This is a genomic window from Novosphingobium sp. B-7, from assembly GCF_000410615.1.
Taxonomy (GTDB): Bacteria; Pseudomonadota; Alphaproteobacteria; order Sphingomonadales; family Sphingomonadaceae; genus Novosphingobium; species Novosphingobium capsulatum.
This window is the reverse complement of the sequence record NZ_APCQ01000753.1, coordinates 1-17,518: the sequence shown is the minus strand read 5'-3', so window position 1 is coordinate 17,518 and position 17,518 is coordinate 1. Positions and strand designations below refer to the sequence as shown.

General features: G+C 64.3%; 15 protein-coding genes. 6 read left to right on the top strand and 9 right to left on the bottom strand.

Annotated elements, in window-relative coordinates:
• Window positions 1-107 precede the first annotated feature (107 nt).
• Both H926_RS26355 and H926_RS0108290 read right to left on the bottom strand, forming a co-directional pair.
• Window positions 108-728 carry a cytochrome c gene (locus H926_RS26355; protein ID WP_082209073.1) on the bottom strand — a complete coding sequence of 207 codons (621 nt, stop codon included), beginning with the start codon at window positions 726-728 and terminating at the stop codon, window positions 108-110.
• A 183-nt stretch (window positions 729-911) separates the two neighbouring features.
• Window positions 912-2,126 (bottom strand): acyl-CoA dehydrogenase family protein, encoded by a 1,215-nt coding sequence (locus tag H926_RS0108290; protein ID WP_231627475.1) that lies wholly within the window; start codon window positions 2,124-2,126, stop codon window positions 912-914.
• 327 nt (window positions 2,127-2,453) lie between these two features.
• Here H926_RS0108290 and H926_RS26350 point away from each other — a divergent pair, with 327 nt between their 5' ends.
• Window positions 2,454-4,904: a TonB-dependent receptor gene (locus H926_RS26350; protein ID WP_237740996.1), complete on the top strand. Its 2,451-nt coding sequence runs from the start codon at window positions 2,454-2,456 to the stop codon at window positions 4,902-4,904.
• Between the two features lie 47 nt (window positions 4,905-4,951).
• Entirely contained in the window at window positions 4,952-6,508 is a 1,557-nt protein-coding gene (locus tag H926_RS26345) for an alpha/beta hydrolase domain-containing protein (RefSeq protein WP_237740995.1), read from the top strand.
• Between the two features lie 209 nt (window positions 6,509-6,717).
• On the opposite strand, the gene H926_RS0108275 is transcribed toward H926_RS26345, so the two are convergent.
• The 7 genes from H926_RS0108275 to H926_RS32345 form a co-directional block, all read right to left on the bottom strand.
• A complete protein-coding gene (locus H926_RS0108275) occupies window positions 6,718-7,197 on the bottom strand; it encodes a group 1 truncated hemoglobin (RefSeq protein WP_043608611.1) in 480 nt (159 codons plus the stop codon).
• A 28-nt stretch (window positions 7,198-7,225) separates the two neighbouring features.
• On the bottom strand, window positions 7,226-8,230 hold the full coding sequence (locus H926_RS0108270; protein ID WP_022675878.1) for a DUF3034 family protein: 1,005 nt from the start codon (window positions 8,228-8,230) through the stop codon (window positions 7,226-7,228).
• Window positions 8,231-8,408: 178 nt separating this feature from the next.
• Window positions 8,409-8,969 carry a fasciclin domain-containing protein gene (locus H926_RS0108265; protein WP_022675877.1) on the bottom strand — a complete coding sequence of 187 codons (561 nt, stop codon included), beginning with the start codon at window positions 8,967-8,969 and terminating at the stop codon, window positions 8,409-8,411.
• Between the two features lie 286 nt (window positions 8,970-9,255).
• Window positions 9,256-9,966 (bottom strand): anti-sigma factor domain-containing protein, encoded by a 711-nt coding sequence (locus tag H926_RS0108260; RefSeq protein ID WP_043608608.1) that lies wholly within the window; start codon window positions 9,964-9,966, stop codon window positions 9,256-9,258.
• On the bottom strand, window positions 9,953-10,486 hold the full coding sequence (locus H926_RS0108255) for a sigma-70 family RNA polymerase sigma factor (RefSeq protein WP_022675875.1): 534 nt from the start codon (window positions 10,484-10,486) through the stop codon (window positions 9,953-9,955). The genes H926_RS0108260 and H926_RS0108255 overlap by 14 nt, the downstream gene beginning before the upstream one ends.
• A gap of 164 nt (window positions 10,487-10,650) precedes the next feature.
• On the bottom strand, window positions 10,651-11,391 hold the full coding sequence (locus H926_RS0108250) for an EthD domain-containing protein (RefSeq protein WP_022675874.1): 741 nt from the start codon (window positions 11,389-11,391) through the stop codon (window positions 10,651-10,653).
• Window positions 11,392-11,490: 99 nt separating this feature from the next.
• Window positions 11,491-11,751 (bottom strand): hypothetical protein, encoded by a 261-nt coding sequence (locus H926_RS32345; protein WP_148291678.1) that lies wholly within the window; start codon window positions 11,749-11,751, stop codon window positions 11,491-11,493.
• Window positions 11,752-11,789: 38 nt separating this feature from the next.
• On the opposite strand from H926_RS32345, the gene H926_RS0108245 reads away from it, so the two are divergent.
• The 4 genes from H926_RS0108245 to H926_RS0108230 all read left to right on the top strand — a co-directional run.
• The gene (locus tag H926_RS0108245; RefSeq protein ID WP_022675873.1) at window positions 11,790-14,243 is read left to right on the top strand and encodes a TonB-dependent receptor; all 2,454 of its coding nucleotides are present in this window, start codon (window positions 11,790-11,792) and stop codon (window positions 14,241-14,243) included.
• Between the two features lie 132 nt (window positions 14,244-14,375).
• Window positions 14,376-15,497, top strand: a complete 1,122-nt coding sequence (locus tag H926_RS0108240) for an FAD-dependent monooxygenase (protein WP_022675872.1) — start codon at window positions 14,376-14,378, stop codon at window positions 15,495-15,497.
• Window positions 15,498-15,576: 79 nt separating this feature from the next.
• A complete protein-coding gene (locus H926_RS26340) occupies window positions 15,577-16,533 on the top strand; it encodes a LysR family transcriptional regulator (RefSeq protein ID WP_022675871.1) in 957 nt (318 codons plus the stop codon).
• A 153-nt stretch (window positions 16,534-16,686) separates the two neighbouring features.
• The coding region (locus tag H926_RS0108230; RefSeq protein ID WP_022675870.1) for an ornithine cyclodeaminase family protein at window positions 16,687-17,518 on the top strand (832 nt) is incomplete at its 3' end.

The following is a 17,518-nucleotide window of genomic DNA, read 5'->3' as shown; positions in this document are numbered from 1 at the left end:
GCATTCCGTCGGCGCTTACAAGTTTCGTGCGCGTCGCCTCTCTTCAGATTCTTCCCATCGGACCGCGCGGCTCCCTGCGGCCGCGTGGCCAAGAGCGCTTCGCAACCTCAGGTCTTGGGGCGCGGTGAGTTCGGATACCAATAGGTCACGTGGCAGGACTCGCAGCGATCATCGAGCGTGCCGCCCAGCTTCATCACGGCATCGACGTCGTGCCGGTCGATCGCCCGGACCATGTCGATCGCAACGTCGCGCGTGGCCGTCGCGAACTGGTCGAACTGCGCCGGGTTGGCGCGAATTGCCGCCTCGATTTGTGCCGGGGCCTGCTCGCCCAGTCCGGGGCGGGTGCCGGTGGGTGCGGCATGGCGCCCATCGAGCATGACCAGGTTCATTGCCTCTGCAAGAGTCACTGCGTGGCGGCGCACCGCCTGCCATTCCTCATCGCTGCGCGGCTGGTGGTGATCGACGCCGCTGGCCGTGGTGATCGTGCCTACCGCGTCCCACACCCCGTCAGCAGCGGGATCGACGGTGGAATCCATCAGTTCCTTGATCGAAACCACCGGCTGGATCGCGGCCGTACCCGATGTCGCCGCGCCCTTTGCCGTCCCGTTCGCAGTCTGGCTTGCAGCTTGGTCTTCCCGCTGCCCGCTGCAGGCACAGGCGAGCAGCGCCAGCGCTGCCACTGACAGCATTCCCTGGCCCAACCGTCCGGCCCGTTTCACCCCGTCCATCACTTTCAATTCCTTCCTGCAGCGTATTGCCTGTCACCGCGATAGGGCAGGAGTGCAGCACGGCCGCGCGTGAAACGGTTGGGTTACGGTCACAGCAACGGGGGCAGGGCGCTGTCGGCCGCGACTATCAGGCGCGATCACCGCGCAAATGGCGCGCGGCGCCCCGCTGCGCGGGCCACCTGGTTACAGGTCCATGCAATCGTTGTCGTAACCGAAGGCCATCGCGCCAACGTTGCGGGCATAGGGATACGGATTGTTGGCAACATGTGCGCGCGCGCAATGGATGTCGAGGAACGCGCGCTGTACCTGATTGCCAGCGTAGATGGCCTTGCCGCCCGAAAACAGCATGAGCTGGTCGATCGCGGTAACGCAGCGGCTGACCATGGCGGTGGTGTGGTGGCCCAGTTCGGCACGGCGTTCGATCGGCCAGTCGCCGCTGAGCGATCGCGCGTCAAGCTCGGCCAGGTCGCTGGCGAGGCGCAGTTCCAGGTCGTTGAGGATCAACTTCACCTCGGCCACGGCTTGCTGGATGGTGGTATCGGCCGCCAGGCGCGCACCCGAATAGGTGGCGCGCTTCTCGCGCGTGGCCCGCACGAAGATTTCGAGCGCGCGGCGCAGCGAACCGATCGACGTGGTCGAGACGGTGCGGTTGAACACCTGCGCGAAGGGAATGCGATAGAGCGGGCCGGGGTTGGCGGCATGGCCTGGGCAGTTCATCGCAAACATGTCTCGCTCACGGATCACGCGGTGCGCGGGCACGAATGCATCTTCGATCACGATGTCGTTGCTGCCTGTGGGGCACAGGCCCATCGTGTGCCAGGTATCGACGATCTGATAATCGGTGCGCGGCACCAGAAAGTTGTAGGGCTCGGGCGTGCCGTCTCCGTCGGGGGCGACCATGTTGGCGCCCAGGATCACCCAATCGCAGTGTTGCGATCCGCTGGAGAACTGCCAGCGCCCGCTGAAGCGGTAGCCGCCTTCCACCGGCACGGCCTTGCCGGTTGGCATATAGGATGAGCTGATCAGCACCGAGGGATCCTTGCCCCAGACGTCTTCTGCTGCCTGCGGATCGAACAGCGCCATCTGCCAGTTGTGCACGGCCACCACGCCATAGACCCACGCACTGCCCATGCAGCCTTCGGCCAGCGTCTTGGCAATCGTGCAATAGACTGCTGGCGAGAGTTCGAAGCCGCCGTACTTGCGCGGTTGCAGCACCTTGAAGAACCCGGCATCCTTGAAATCGCGGATCGTTTCGGCCGAAACTTGGCGGGCCGCAATCGCCTCCACCTCGCGCTCGCGCAACACCGGCACCATGTCGCGTGCGCGCTGGACCAGCATGGCGGCAAGGTCATGCGCTTCGCGGGCGGCATCCATATGGGGGGCAACTGTAACGCTCATGACCGCTCTCTCCATTGGGGCTGTCGTGGGCCAGAACCGGCCTGATTCGACTTATGAGTTACAATAATTGTCGATTCGAGGTTATTTTCTCGATTGCGCAACAATGTCGCATATCTGCGATGAAGGTCAACCTTCCCGTTCGGTCAGGGCCATAGCAGGGGCTAAATTCCCGACGCTGCGGGGATTCCCATGCGTGGAGGGGGCATTCTCGACTGTTCCGTGAACGCAACAATAATAGGCTATTGCCATATACTGTAAACCGTGAGACACAAAGTCGCAGCAGGAACAACATTTGCGCGCGCACTCTAAAAGGAGGCGTGGATCGCTATGGGGAGTAGCAGTACCATGATCCGCCGTGACCATGCCGCGCGTCGCGTGGCCTATCTTCTTGCGTCGACGATGGCCGCCGCACCTGCACTGGCCATTGGCCAGCAGGCCGCCGATCCAGCCGCAGTGTCCGCCGCTGCGCCGGCAGCGCAAGCCAACGCCGGGGGGCTTGCTTCTGAAATTCTCGTGACCGCCAACAAGCGCAGCGAAAGTGTGCAGAAGGTGGCGATCTCGGTCAGCGCGTTTTCCGGCGAACAGGTCAAGCGCCTGGGTATCACCGACACCACCCAGATCACCCAGCAGATCCCCGCGCTGCGTGTCAACGCCTGGTCGCCCAACCTGACGATCTTCAGTCTGCGCGGCATCTCGCAGAATAATTTCACCGACAACCTCGAGGCTCCGGTCGCGGTCTACCAGGACAACGCCTACATCGCCTCGATGAACGCCGTGGCAGGGCAACTGTTCGACATCAAACGCGTCGAAGTGCTGCGCGGCCCCCAGGGGACGCTGTTCGGGCGCAACGCCACCGGCGGACTGATCCATTACCTCAGCGAGGATGCCAGCCAGGACGCGCTCAACGGCTACGTCCAGGGCGAATATGGCAAGTTCAACGATCGCTCGCTCGAAGGCGCCATCGGGGCGCAGATCGTGCCGGGCGTACGTTTCCGCGCGGCGGGTCGGGTCGAAAAGGCCGATGGCTACATCAAGTCGCGCAGCACGGATGCTACCGCGTTGGGTCTCGGCGTGTTGCCGGGCAGCGGGCAGGACCTCGGCGGCAAGAACGGCTGGGCCGCACGCCTCAACCTGCAGGTCGATCTTGCCCCCAAGGCCACGCTCAGCCTGTGGTACAAACATTCCGAAGACAATCATGTCGCCACGGGCGGTTATGTCTTCGAAAACTGCGTCTATCTTGCCAACGGCTATTGCGATACCAACGCCGCTGGCCTTAGCGACAGCCGCAATGGGGTCATCAACGGCGTCACCTCGGCCCCGGCCTCGCCGTGGGAACACTTCGGCAACCGCAAGGGCGATCTCAACCGTGTAACCAACAGCTACCAGGGCCAGCTCGACTGGGACCTGGGCGGCGTCAGTCTCACCGCGATCACCAACTACCTGACGATGAACAAGGTCTATGCCGAAGACGGCGATGCCACGCCGCTCGATGTCGTCAACGTCGATACGCGCGTGCGCTTCCACCAGTTCTCGCAGGAATTGCGCTTCTCAGGCCATACCGGGCTGCTCAAGTGGCAGGCGGGCGGTTATTACCTCGACATGAAATACGACGGCGTCCACGGCGTTACAGGGGTGCCGATGATTTCACTGGCCGAGCAAGCCAACGGCGGCTTTTCGTTCCCGACGGTCGACCAGTTCTATGTGCTGCGCTCCAAGAACTGGTCGCTGTTCGCGCAGGGTGACCTGCAACTGACCGACAAGTTTTCGGTCACGATCGGCGGGCGCTATTCCAAGGACCACAAGGCGATCGACTATACCGCGGTTCTGATCGACCCGACATACGCCTCGCAGCCCGACCCGCGCGTGTTGTTCACCGATCGTGACCTGGCGGCCGTGGTGCCGGGCGTCAACCGCATCAACTATGGTGACTGGGCTGCCCGCGTCTCGCTCAATTACCAGGCCACGCCCGACACGCTGTTGTTCGCGTCGTGGAATCGCGGCATCAAGGGTGGCAACTGGTCGCTGTCCTCGACGATCACCCCGCAAGATTTCCAGCATCGTCCCGAGACGCTCAACAGCCTCGAAGCCGGCTTCAAGACCAGCCTGCTCGGCCGCACGCTGCGCGTCAACGGCACGGTCTACCACTACTTCTACGAAGACTATCAGGCCTTCTCGCTGGCTGGCGGCGTGCCCCATGTTTACAACAGCAATGCCCATGCGACCGGGGCCGAACTGGAGTCGTTCTGGTCACCCTCGCGCCATGTCGATGGCGTGTTCGGCGCTACGTGGGAAACCTCGTCGGTCGACAGCATTCCCGGTACCGGTACCCAGTTTGGCCCGGTGCTGTTCCCCGGTGCGCCGGATTCGCAGTATTGCAAGAACCTGGGCAATGTGTTCCGCTGCGATTTCCCGCAGGCCGATATCAAGAATGCCAAGCTGCCCAATGCGCCGCGCTTCAGCTTCAATTACCTGCTGCGCTACAACCACGACATCGGCAGCGGCAACCTCGCCGTGCAGATCGACGGGGTGTGGTACGACAAGCAGTTCCTCGAGGTGACCAACGGCCTTGGCTCTTTGCAGCCTTCGTACAATATCACCAATGCGTCGCTGACCTGGCGCGACACGAGCACCGGCATCTCACTGACTGCCTGGGGGCGCAACGTGTTCAACAAGGCCTATCGTGCCTATGCGCTCAACCTTGGCATTTTGGGCGTGACATCGATCTATGGCCCGCCGGTGACTTATGGCGCCACGCTGCGGGTGCCGTTCGGCAAATGAGGCGGCGCAGCGGCGACATGCGCGGAGCTATGCTGGCACTTGGCCTGATGTGTAGCCTGGCATGCGGCGCGTTTGCGGCCCTTGCTCCCACGGCAAGGCCCGCCCCCGCCGTTGCGCCGCTGCCCACCCCCGCATCGGCCACTGCGCCAGAGGCGGCGGCGATTACCCTGCCCGAGGCCATCCCGGTGCCCGACAGCGGCGCCCTGCCACTGTCCTCGGCGCGGCGGCCTGGCCCCGAGCATGCCGATCTTGCTGCAGCAGGGTATGAAGAGGCGGAATACTACCTCGTAGGCAAGGCCCCGGCGATCGACGCCGATGGCCACGTGCGCGTGGCGGCGGCGCCCTATATTACGCGCATCCTGGTGCGCCGCCCGGCTGACCCTGCGCGCTTCAACGGCACGGTGGTGATCGAGCCGTTCAGCTGGTTCGGCGCGCGTGCAGCCGGATGGATACTGACCCGCGCCTATCTCATGCGGCGCGGCTATGCCTTCGTCGCCTACACCCTCGACATCAATGCCCCGCCTGCCGATCCCAAGTTCCCGCCGGTGCCGGGCGAGGTGGGCAATTCCGATCAGGCGCAGTACGGTGGCATCGTGAACCTCGAGTTCATGCGGCGCTTCGACTATGCACGCTATGCGCCGCTCGGCAGCTATTATGATCCGCAGCGGTTTCTGCGTGGTGGTGCGCCCGATCCGTTCCTGCCCCAGGCGCAGGGTATCGGTGCCGAACTGGCCCTGCTGCTACGCACGCCGTCTGCTGCCGGGCCTATGGCGGGATTGGCGGTCCGCCGTGTCTACGTCGACAGTTGGGCGGTGCAGGCGCAGGTCTGGTTCGACTATCTCGACCAGGGGCGCCACCAGCAGTGGCGCCGACCCGACGGCGGGCCGCTGATCGATGCCTACATGACCGGGCGATTCTCCTATGGCGAAGTGGCCGGTGCGCCGCGCCGCATCCCGCGCGGATTACCCGACGACGTTCCTTTCGTGACTGTCTACAGCCAGTCCGAGACCGTACACGATGCGATCGAGCACATTGCACTGCCGCCGGACAGCGACCGGCCGATGTTGCGCTATGTCGAGGTGATGGGGACGCCGCACCTGCGTGCCGCCGATCTCGGCACTGGCGAGGTGGAGCCGCTGCCCAACCAGCGCGGCCATGGCAACGACCCACGCTGCCAGGCGATCTATGACGAGCCGGCCGAGTTGCCGTTCTCGGCGCTGCTCGATGCGATGGACCGCTGGGTGCGTACCGGCGCGCCGATGCAGCGCTATCCCCGCGTGGTACGCACCAGTAACGGCGTGCGGCGTGATCCGCGCACCCAGGCAATCGTGGGCGGCATGCGGCCGCCGTGGATCACCGTGCCGGCATTCGAATACTGGACCGACTTTGAGACTGGCTGCGGCACGGTCTACGACAGCAAGCGGGCCTTTTCTCCCGCGCTGATGCGCAAGCTCTACGGCTCCTACGCGCGCTATGCCCGCCGTTTTGCCGCCGCCACCCGCGCCGCAGTGGCCGCGGGCATCATCTTGCCGGAAGATGCCGCTGGTCTCGTTCCCCCCGCCGGGCCGGAAGCCTTCGGGCCCTCTGGCCTGTCGCCGCGTTGAGGCTCTTTGTCCTGGACCAACGCAATGGCCAGCGTGCGCCACGGGACGCGATCGCGGATATTGCAGCGTATGAGCACGCGCATCCGCGTGGCTTAGCCGTGTGAATAGCGCGGGCCGTAGCTGGGGTGTGGCGGCGGCCACAGGGGAGAATGCCGCCGCCACAATGGCCATGCGCGCAACCGTGATGGCTTTGCGCATGGTCATCTGCATCACTTGGTGTTGTTTATGATGTCGCGATGCATCGGGGCGAGCGCCGCGATCAGCCGGTTCTGGGCGTTGAAGGGAATGTGGCGCTTGTTCATCGCCACCTGCAATTCCTCTACCAGCGCATAGAAGCTGCCTTCGGAAACATTCATGCCGCGGTGGGCCTCGGCCATGGTCCGCCCGTCGTAGGTGCAGGGTCCGTGCATGATCACGCAGAACTGCTTGACCAGCAGATCCTTGATCCGCGCCTGATCGGCGTTGGCAAAGAACGGCCGCGTGCGCGGATTGGCCAGCCAACGGTTCATGGCATCATCCATCAGCGCGGTCAGGCCTTCCTTTCCGCCAAACGCTTCATAGAGATGCTCGTTCTGGGTGATGACCGGCAGGGTCGGATAGTGCGGCTTGACCGCCGGGTCAGCTACGGGCGGTTCGGCAGCAGCAGGTTGGGCGGCCATCAGGCCAGCGGCGAGAAGCATGGTGATCATCGGGAATGTCTCCGGAAGAATGGCAGCGTCAGAAGCCGACTTGCAGCGAAAGATAGGCGGCGTGCTGGTTCTTGAGCGCGATATGGCCAAGATCGACGTACGCCGCCGTCAGCGACAGGTTGCGGCCCAGGGCATAGGCGCCAAAGATGTCGTAGGCGGCGTCCTCGCGGAAGGAATCCCCGCCCAGCGCGCCTTGCAGGCGGTTTGATTTGGTGCGCACTTCGGCGCCGAAGGCCAGCTTGCGGGTAAGCAGATAAGCCGCCGAGGCTTCGAAGGTCGGCTTGTAGGCCTGGTCCTTGCCGCCAAGCCCGCCGAAGCCGAGAATGCCGTACTGGTTGGCCTTGGTCAGCCGCACGGTGGTGTTGACGAGCAGGTTCTTGTCCAGGAACAGCTTGGTGGCAGCGATGTAGAAATCGGTGCTCGATCGGCGCAGGCCAAGCGCGCCGCCCACCACGGTCTTGTCGTCATTGATCTTGTGCTGCACCCCCACCGAGATTTGCGGCACCAGCGTGTTCTGATCGAGCACCGCATCGCCGATCAGGCGGACCTTGGCGCCGATGATCGTCTGGCTGATGATGAAATCGTTGCCCAGACCGAGCGCCTTGCCGACATCGCGCAAATGAAAATTCTGCCGGCCGAGCGAAATCTCCAACCGGTTCTTGATGTTGGCCGAGGCGCCGAAGGCGACCAGCGCGAAATCCTCGGATTTTACGCCGGTGACGTAGGACTGGATGCCGAACTCGTCGCGCGTGCCATAGCCGCCGATCAGCGCCCAGGGCACCAGGCCGCCGCCGCCGGCCCCCTCGATCGTGGAGACGCCGCCGGTCAGCAGCAGGCGCCCGCCATTGCGAAATGGCACCAGCTCGTGCGACGCGTCGCCGGGCGATTGGGTATCGCCGCCACCGCTATCGGCAGGTGCGGCGGTCTCGGCATCACCGGGTGCTGTCTCGGCAAACGCGGGGGCGCTGAGCGCGCAGATAGCCGCTCCCGCCAGAGCCGCCATCGCGGCCCGCGGAATATCGTTGAACCTCATGTTGTTCTACTCCACTGAAAATGCAGGATCATCCGTCCCGCGTTGCATCAGATACGGCGTGTGTGTGTTTGTGTTCGGTACGATGGGTGCGCGCGTTCGTGCCCCCCGGTGTGCTGTCGGGTTTGGGGGAAACGCGCACGTTTCCCCCGCCCCGTGATGCCCGCCTGGTGTGCGACCCTCAGGGCAACAGAACGGCGTCAATGACGTGGATCACGCCATTGCTTTGGTTGACGTCGGGAATAGTGACGGTGGCCATGCCGCCCTTGCTGTCGGTGATCATCAGCTTGCGGCCCATGGCGGTCACGGTCAGATCCTCGCCCTGTACGGTCTTGAGCATCGCCTTGCCGTGGCCTTGCATCACCTTCCGGCGCAGCGCCATCGCGCTGAGCTTGCCGGGCACGACATGGTAGGTCAGCACCGCGGTCAGCTGGTTCTTGTTTTCCGGCTTGAGCAACGTGGGCACGGTGTCGGCCGGCAGCTTGGCAAAGGCCGCATCGGTGGGCGCAAACACGGTGAACGGCCCAGGCCCTTGCAGCGTATCGACCAACCCGGCGGCCTTCACAGCCGCGACCAGGGTGGTGTGGTCCTTGGAATTGACCGCGTTCTGGATGATGTTCTTGGTGGGATACATCGGCGCGCCACCGACGGTGACCGGCGCGGCTGCGGCATAGAGAGCGGTCGCGCCGATGGGCAGCGTGCTGGCAGCAATAAGGGTGGTGAGGATCTTGAAAAGCTTCATGATCTTGTTCCTTTTGGGTTTCCGCACAACCACAGGCAATGCGGACGAATGCTGCATTCATTTCGACGGGCGCAGGGATAGTGGATGGCTTCCTGCCCCCGCCGATGCCGCAGCTACGCAAGGGGCCCGGCGCTTGGATGCACGCCCGATGAAAAATTTTTTAGGGCAGGGCGGATTTTGCGCTGATGGCGCGCGCAGCAACGCTGCGAACCGGATCGCGCCCGTTTCGCTCCTGTCAGACTAGCGGGCGCGCAACTGTCGGTGCGCTCCCGCCTCTGTCACGCGCTCAGATTGTCTCGATCGTGCCGGTGGCCACGACAGGCCCGGTCGGCAGTGGACCAGGAGCGCCGCCCATCGGCTCGATGCTGATCGCCAGCGTCTGCCCCGGCGCGAGCGCGCGTTGTGGCACGGTTTCGAGTGCCTGGCCGCCCGTTCGCTGCAACACGCCGAGCGAACGCGGCGTGCCCGAAGCATCGATCACCCACGCCTGCGCGTCATGCTGGTCGGGAATGGGCAGCGCGCCGGTGACATGCAGCCGTCCGGGCTTGATCCGCGCCAGCAGCGTGGCATGCGCCGCAGGGACATCGAGCGCAGCCACCAGGACCCGATCGCCGGTTGCATTGTCGACGGTGGCGGGACGAAGCAATACCAGGGCCAGCGCAGCCGCCGCGCCAAGGCCCAGCGCGCCAAACCCGATGGCTGCCGCGCGCCAGCGCGCCACTGCCCGCTGCGACAGGCTTGCCAAAGTGTCGCCGCCCTGCGCGCGAAGGGCCTGCTGCACGCGGCCGGCCAAGGCGGCTGGAGGCTCCACAGCAGGTCCGCGCACGGAAACCGCGGCAAAGTGATCGCGCCACAGTTCCACTTCGCGGGCAAACGCGGGTTCGGCAATAAGCCTGCGCCGGGCGGCGGCCAAGGCATCGCCTTCCAGCACACCAAGCGCCAGCTCGCCAGCCAGCACCACATCCTCTTCGGACAGCACGGGATCAGTCCTCGGCATGGAGGCACTCCTTCAGCCGGGCAAGACTCCGTCGGATCCAGCTTTTCATCGTGCCCAGCGGCACGGCCATGGTGGTTGCCAGTTGCGCATAGGTCAGCCCGTGGAAAAAGGCCGCGCGGATGGCGCCAGACTGCGGCTCGCCCAACCGCTCGACGCACAGGTGCAGGCGGGCATCGCCTTCCGCTTCGATCAGGGCGGCTTCTGCCAGCGTGGCACAGTCGGCCATCTCGGGGACCATGTCGATCGCGACGGGCGCAACACGCGGTTGGCGGCGCACGGCGTCGATCGCCCGGTTGCGCGCAATCGTCGCCATCCAGGTGATCGGGCTGGCCCGGCCCGGATCGAACGCGCCGGCACGGTGCCAGATGGTCAGGTAGACATCAACCAATACGTCCTCCGCGATCCCCCGATCAGGGCAGATACGCAGGACCACGCCGAATAGTTTCGCGCTGGTGCGGCGATAGAGTTCCGAGAAGCTCGGCTCGTCGCCTTCCGCCGCGGCCAGCAGAAGGGCGACCAATTCGGAACGCGGCAAAGCATCTGGTGCGGGGGAGGGCGGCATAGGACCGCTGGTCTAGCCGTTGAATGGCAGGGGACGCAACCGTGGCAAACAGGGAGGGGCAGCGATCGCATTCGCGCGCCATGTCCCCGCCCGGATTTGCCCGGTGGCCGATCGGATCGCGCCTATTGATCCGTTCGCGGCGCCAGAATTTCCACCTCGCGGGTGAACAGGAAATAGCTGTAATCGCGGTGGAACAGCCCGCTGGCCAGCACGCTACGTTCGTAGCGGCGGAAATTGGCCAGCGCGTCTTCCGGCGCCCAGATCGATACGAGCAGGGCCAGCGGTGGCTGATCTCCCCCGCCAAAATGGGCCGCCATCGCCGCGCCTGGCCCGCTGTCTTGCGGGTCGGAACGCGTCAGCCCACAGATCGCCGTGGCAAAGGCGGGGGCAGCGGCCAGCCCGGCTTCGTGCGCGGCCTGCCATCCTGCTTGGGCTTCGGCAGCGACCACGCCTTCGGCGCAAGCCAGCAGCATCATGATCTTCACCATGTTCGCGGCCGGGTCAGCCGGCGGCGGGACCAGTACGGTTTCGATGGTCAGCAAGGCCTGGTTGGTCGGCAATTCGGCAAAGTGCGCACCGTCCGGCGCAATCACGGTTCGGTTGTATTCGGCCGAAAAGGTTTCCGCCATGGCCTGGGGGCTGGTGAAGTAGAGTTCGGTTACGCTGTCGCGATGGAAAACGCCGACATGATCGGGCCGATCGCCTGACCCATAGGCCCCGTCGAACGCATGGTTCTGGACATAGCGGTGGAGTTGCAAGGGGTTGTCCGTTGCCAGCTTGCCGTGGACCTGCTCGATATAGGCGAGGTATTCGGCATGCGTCATGCCCGGCTTGCGCCGGACGGCGGCAACGATCTTGAGCATCCTACTCTCCCTTGAACTGGTATTTCGCCGCTTGGCGCCGGGCCCGACCTTGCCACGCCGGCCTCGGGAGTAAAGCCGCTAGCGGCGATAGGTCCATATTTATTCCATCAATGCGAAGATTGGTTCGTGTTTATACACACATTGATGGCATCGATAATGCGCTATGCGTATCTTTCGTTTTTCGCCGCCTGCGATGCTGACTAGGTTTGCCGCCACAATGTCAGGAAAAACGCGGGTGAGCAGGAAGCCGGTCGGGCCGCTCTGGCGCAGCGGGCGCGGCGCGCCGCGTGCGACAGCATAAACGACAGGCGTTTGCAAATGGCGGAACAATGACATGCGCATCGGGGGCAGCCCGAGCACGATAAAAGCCAAAAACAGTCACGGAGAGGGAGGAAAACATGAAGCAGGGCATTCGTTCGGGTGCTTCAGCGCTGGCGATGATGGCCATGGCCGCGATGCCGCAGGTCTCGCATGCCGATGAGGCGGGCCAGCAATCTGGCACTGTCGGGCTCGAGGAAATCGTCGTGACCGCGCAGCGCAAGGCGGAGAGCGCGCAAAAGGCCGCGATCGCGATCAGCGTGGTTACGGCAGAAGCGTTGACGAAGGCGGGCGTCAACAGCGCGGCCACGCTCAATTCCGTGGCGCCTTCGCTGACCGTTGCCCAGGGTGGTGGCGCGACCACCAGCTATTTCGTGCGCGGCGTCGGCAATTTCACCAACAATGCCTACAGCGATCCGGCTGTCGCTTTCAACTATGACGGTGTCTACATCGGCCGCCCGACGTCGACCGGCAGCGCATTTTTCGACCTTGAGCGGATCGAAGTGCTCAAGGGCCCGCAAGGCACGCTGTACGGCCGCAATGCGACTGGCGGCGCGGTCAATGTGCTTCCCGCCAAGCCGGTGATCGGCAAGCTGATGGGCGCGGCCTCGCTGGGCTATGGCAACTTCAATGCCATCGACGGCGATGCCATGATCAACGTGCCGGTGGGCGACAACACGGCGGTCCGGCTGGCGGGCAAGGTCGTTGACAGCAAGGGCTACTATTCCGACGGCACGGGCAATACCAAGTCGCAGGCCCTGCGCGCGCAGATCCTGACGCAGCCCAGCGCGGCAGTGTCGCTCCGGTTGGCGGCGGACTGGGCGCACAACGGCGGCATGGGCGTGGGCGCCACGTATGATGGCCTGCTGAATTTCACGCCGGGTGCACCGGCGTCGGCCAATGCGCCGGCCAATTACACGTATGTTCCTGCAAATCTGGGCGCGTGGTCGGGCCTGCTGTCTCCCAAGGCCAGCGCATTTTTTGCAAACACCGTGATCGGCGGGGCGTTCATCTCTCCTGCACCGCTCGACAAGCCGTTCATCAACGATACCAACTGGGGCGTTGAAGGCGAAGCCAACCTCGACACCAGCATCGGCAAGGTGACAACACTGCTGGCCTATCGCAAATCGACCCTGGACGACCTGTTCAACGGGGCGCCCAGTTTCCGCGGGGCACGAACCAAGGAAAACAGTCATCAGTTCAGTGCCGAAGTGCGGCTTGCGGGCAAGCCGATCGGCCCGGTCGAATGGCTGATTGGCGGATTTTTCTATGACGAAAACATCCAGGGCAACAGCACTTACAACCAGTATCTGGTAAGTTCCATCCAGAGCTACACCATCGGCACCAAGTCCTATGCCGGGTTTGGGCGGCTTGTGTTCCATGCCACGGATCATTTCCGCCTGGTTGCCGGTGGACGCTATACTCGTGACGAAAAGCGCATCGATGGCCTGGCCAATACCCTGCTGGACCTGTGCACCAACGCGCCGCCGCCCGCCGGGAATGGCTGCTTTGGCGGCCCATCGGTGCCGACCGGCCTGACGCTGGCAGATATCGCCGCCCAGATTCCTGCGTCGCAATTGCCAGCGGGCTTCCCCACTGCGCCGGGTGATGTGCGTCCGTTCGGCAATGCCGGCAACATCCTGACTTATGCCCCGGTTGCGGTGAACAAGCCGCTCAACAACAACCGCTTCACCTATCGCCTGGCCGCAGAATACGATGTCGGGCCGCAATCGCTGGCCTATCTCAGCTACGAGACCGGCTATCGTTCTGGCGGCTTTGCCCTGGCCACGGGGCGTGAAACCTATGCGCCGGAATTCATCGATGCCTATACCGCTGGCATCAAGAACCGGCTCATGGGCAATCGCCTGCAAATCAACGTCGAGGCGTTCCTGTGGAAGTACCGCAACCAGCAGGTTTCACACTTCGGCTTCGGCAGCGATGGCCTGACGACCTATTTCACCACCAACGTCGGCAAGTCGACGATCAAGGGCGTGGACATCGATTTCCAGTTCAAGGCGACGCCGACCACGCTGCTTTTGGGTGACGTTCAATATGTCGACAACACACTGGACCAGTTCACCTACAACGTGCCGCGTGGCGACACCTCGCTGCCGCCGGCGGTAGGGTGCCCCTACGCCCCCGGCACCGAGGGTGGCCTGCCGGTCTACACGATTGACTGCAGCGGCAAGCCGGGGCTCAACTCCCCGCGCTGGTCGCTGAACGGCGGCATTCGCCAGGACATTCCGCTGGGTGATTACACCCTGCAACTGTCGCTCGATGGCCGCTATCGCTCCAACCGGGTGATCGGTTTTGAATATCTCGCCCAGCACAACTCCGGCGACGATTTCACCGCTGATGCCTCGATCGCGTTCGGCCCGCAGGACCAGCGCTGGCAACTGACGGCGTGGGTCCGCAATCTGACCGACAACAACGTCCGCATCCTGACGCAATACAACAACAATGTCGGCGGTGTGATCGCCACGTCCTATGCGCCGCCCCCCACCTATGGCGCGCGCGCATCGGTGAAGTTCTAAAGCTCAAAGCCGGGGAAGGGCGATCCTTTCCCGGCGCCCGGATGGCAAACCACGCATGGCCAAACCATGCTTGGCAACGCCGGGCATCAAGACTTTCTGAATAGACTGCAGCCTCCCGACAAGGAACGTACTATGCCCAAGCAATTGAAAACCCTTGTCGTCGGTGGCGGCGTTGGCGGCATGGCCACCGCGATTGCCTTTGCCCAGCACGGCATCGTGGTCGATCTGGTGGATATCGATCCGCAGTGGAAGGTGCTGGGGGCCGGCATCACCATCACCGGGCCTACGCTGCGCGCGTTCAAGGCGCTCGACCTGCTGGACGAAGTGAGCACGGCTGCGGCCTTTTCCAAGAAGGTCGGGCTCTATACCCAGGCCGGTGATTTGATTGCCGAGCACGCGATGCCGCCGCTGGCCGCCGACCTTCCGGCCGCCGGTGGCATCTTGCGCCCGGTGCTGCACAACATCATGTCGAGCCGCACCCGCGCGGTGGGCACTGATGTGCGGCTGGGGGTGACGGTGGCATCGTTCATGCAGGATGCCGGTGGCGTGGACGTGGTGTTCACCGATGGGGCAACCGGGCGCTATGACTTGGTGGTTGGGGCCGACGGCGCGTTTTCTGCCATGCGCGGGCTGCTGTTTCCCGATGCACCGCGCCCGCAATTCACCGGGCAGGGGTGCTGGCGCGTGCTGGCCGATCGGCCGGCGTGGCTGGACAGTGGCCGCATGTATTACGGTCCAGACCGCAAGGCTGGCGTGACGCCATGCTCGGCCGACAAGATGTACCTGTTCTGCAATACCCCGATGCCCGGCAACCCGCGGGTGGGTGCCGAGGAAGGGATCGCGATGCTGCGCGAGATTCTGTCCGGCTTTGGCGGCGTGATCGCCACCGTGCGCGACGATCTGGGGCCCGACAGCGCGTTCAACTATCGCCCACTCGAGGCGATGCTGCTGCCGCGCCCCTGGGCCGTGGGCCGGGTGGGCCTGATCGGCGATGCCGCGCACGCGACCACGCCCCATCTTGCGTCGGGCGCCGGTCTGGCGGTGGAAGACGGATTGGTTCTCGCACACGAAATGCTTGCGGCGGACAGCGTTGCGGCCGGGTGGCACGCTTTTGCAGAGCGCCGCTGGGAACGCAGCCGGCTGGTGGTGCAAACCAGCGTGCGGCTGGGCCAGATGGAGATCGACCGCGCCCCGTCTGCAGAGCAGACGCAGGTGTTCGGGGCCGCTGTTGCCGCGCTGGCGGAGCCGATCTGAACAGGGGAGGTAGTTCGGCAACACGCGACGCGTTAGTAGGCTTGGCGCAAAATGATGAAAAACGACCGGGAGATGTTCTATGCGGTTCGAGCGGCTCGATCTTAACCTGCTCGTGGCGCTCGATGCCCTGCTCACCGAACGCAGCGTGACGCTGGCGGCAGAGCGCCTGTGCCTGTCCCAGTCTGCCGCCTCCAGTTCCCTGGCGCGGCTGCGCGACTATTTCGGCGACGAGCTCATGGTGGTGCGTGGCCGCCAGATGACCCTGACCGTGCGTGGGGAGGAACTGCGCGAGCCGGTCCGTGCCGTGCTTGAGCAGATCCGCAACACGATCACGGTCGCTCCTGAATTCAACCCGCTGACCTGCGATCGCCAGATCAAGGTCGTCGGCTCGGACTATGTCACGCAGGTCCTGCTGGCCGACGTGCTGTGCGATCTCGAAACATCGGCACCCAACATGCGGGTGGACATTCTCCCCCTGCATGATGCCCCGCACGAGGTGATCGAGCGGCAGCAGGCCGATCTCCTCGTCTCGCTCGACTATGCGCTGAGCCCTGATCACCCCAGTTGCCTGTTGTTCGAGGACGATCACGTGATGATCGGCTGGGACGAAAATCCCTTCATGCACAGCGAGATCACGCGCCAGTCCTACTTTGATGTGGGCCACGCCGTCGCCCGCTTCGGGCGCATGCGGGTGCCGGCTTTCGAGGACAGCTTCATGTCGCGGATGAAGCTGGCGCGCCGGGTGGAGGTGGTTGCGCCGACGTTTCTGGTGCTTCCCAAACTGGTGGTCGGCACCAGGCGGGTGGCGACAGTGATGCGCCGGCTGGCCGAGCAGATGGCGCGAAGCGAAGCGATCGTGCTGCGTGAGTTGCCCTTCGTGATGCCGCCCATCCGCGAGATGCTGCAATGGCATGTCGCCAGCGGCAACGACCTGGCATTGAACTGGCTGGTGGAACGCATCCGGCTGATGGCGTCGCGCGATCCTGCCAAGGCGCACCTTGCCGCAAGCAGCGCCGGACGCACCGCGTCGGGCTGATTTCGCGAAAATTACCACAGGGGGACGGTGTGCGGCGGCGCACGACCTCGGCTGACCTATTTCGAATCAATTTATAAATTGACACGTTTCATTAGTATAATTAGCGCACCCAAAAAGGCAATTCAGCCCGGTGCATCTTCGCAGGAGTCGTGTGTGAGCCTCAAAACCTTGATCCTGACCGATGCGGACGTGGGCGCCGCGTTTGACTGGGCTGCGGCCATTGCGGCGCTGCGTGACGCCTATGGCGTGGATGTGACCGATGCGCAGTTTCCCCCACGCTCGATGGCCCGTGGACAGGGCCTGTGGCTGCGCACCCTTTCTGGGGTGATGCCGGGGCAGAAGTACCTGGGGGCTAAGATGATCGCCGCCTCACCGCGCAATTCCTGTGCCTCTTACCTGATCCCGCTGTTCGACGGCGCGACGATGGCGCTTGAGGCGCTGATGGACGCTGCCTCGATCACGGGCCTGCGAACGGCGGCGACATCGGCGCTAGCCGCGCGCGAGCTACTCGATAAGCCGCAGCCCCGGGTTGCCGTGATCGGATCGGGCTTCGAAGCGCGCACCCATCTTGAAGCCCTGGCGCACTCCGGCCCGATCGGGGCAGTAGAGGTTTTCAGTCCGCGCGAAAGCAGCCGCGCTGCCTTTTGCGCGGCCCTGGCAGACAAGGGTGTTGCCGTAACAGCGGCCCACAGCGCGCAGGAGGCGGTGCAATCGGCCGACCTGGTGATCTGCGCGGCGCGTTCGCGCGATGAAAGCCCAACCTTGCGCGGCGCCTGGCTGCGTCCGGGGATGACCGTGGTGTCGATCGGATCGACCCTGCCGGAACAGCGCGAACTCGATCCCGAAGCTATCGAACGGGCCGATCTGATCGTGGCCGACATGGTCGAGGAAGTGGCGCACGACACGGGCGACATGATCGCGGCGAGCGCCGCCGGCGTTGCCTTTGCCGACAAGCTCGCCAGCCTGTCGGCCGTCGTGTCGGGGG